The sequence below is a fragment of the Aquabacterium sp. UBA2148 genome (genome assembly GCF_002328915.1).
Classification (GTDB): Bacteria; Pseudomonadota; Gammaproteobacteria; order Burkholderiales; family Burkholderiaceae_C; genus Aquabacterium; species Aquabacterium parvum.
This window is the reverse complement of sequence record NZ_DCXA01000214.1, coordinates 3,970-4,234: the sequence shown is the minus strand read 5'-3', so window position 1 is coordinate 4,234 and position 265 is coordinate 3,970. Positions and strand designations below refer to the sequence as shown.

General features: G+C 70.2%; 1 pseudogene. It reads left to right on the top strand.

Going from position 1 to position 265, the window contains the following annotated elements:
- Positions 1 to 241: pseudogene (locus tag B2W70_RS11995) on the top strand (TonB-dependent receptor); the annotation flags it as partial.
- Between the last annotated feature and the right edge of the window lie 24 nt (positions 242 to 265).

The following is a 265-nucleotide window of genomic DNA, read 5'->3' as shown; positions in this document are numbered from 1 at the left end:
CAGCCGCCCGCCTGGCGACACGCGCAAGCCAGTGAGCGACCAGACCACGATGGACCTGACCTGGCGCTCGCCGCGCTCTGCTTCGGGGTGGGAGTTCCGCGCCTCGGTGCGCAACCTGTTCGACGCCAGACTGGAGGAGCCCAGCCTGTATTCGCCGGGGGACGCGATCCCGGTGCTGGTGCCGGGTGACCTGCCGCTGGCAGGGCGATCGCTGTTCGTGCAGTTGAGCCTGCGGATGTGATGGCGCGCCCGGCTGGGATCGAAC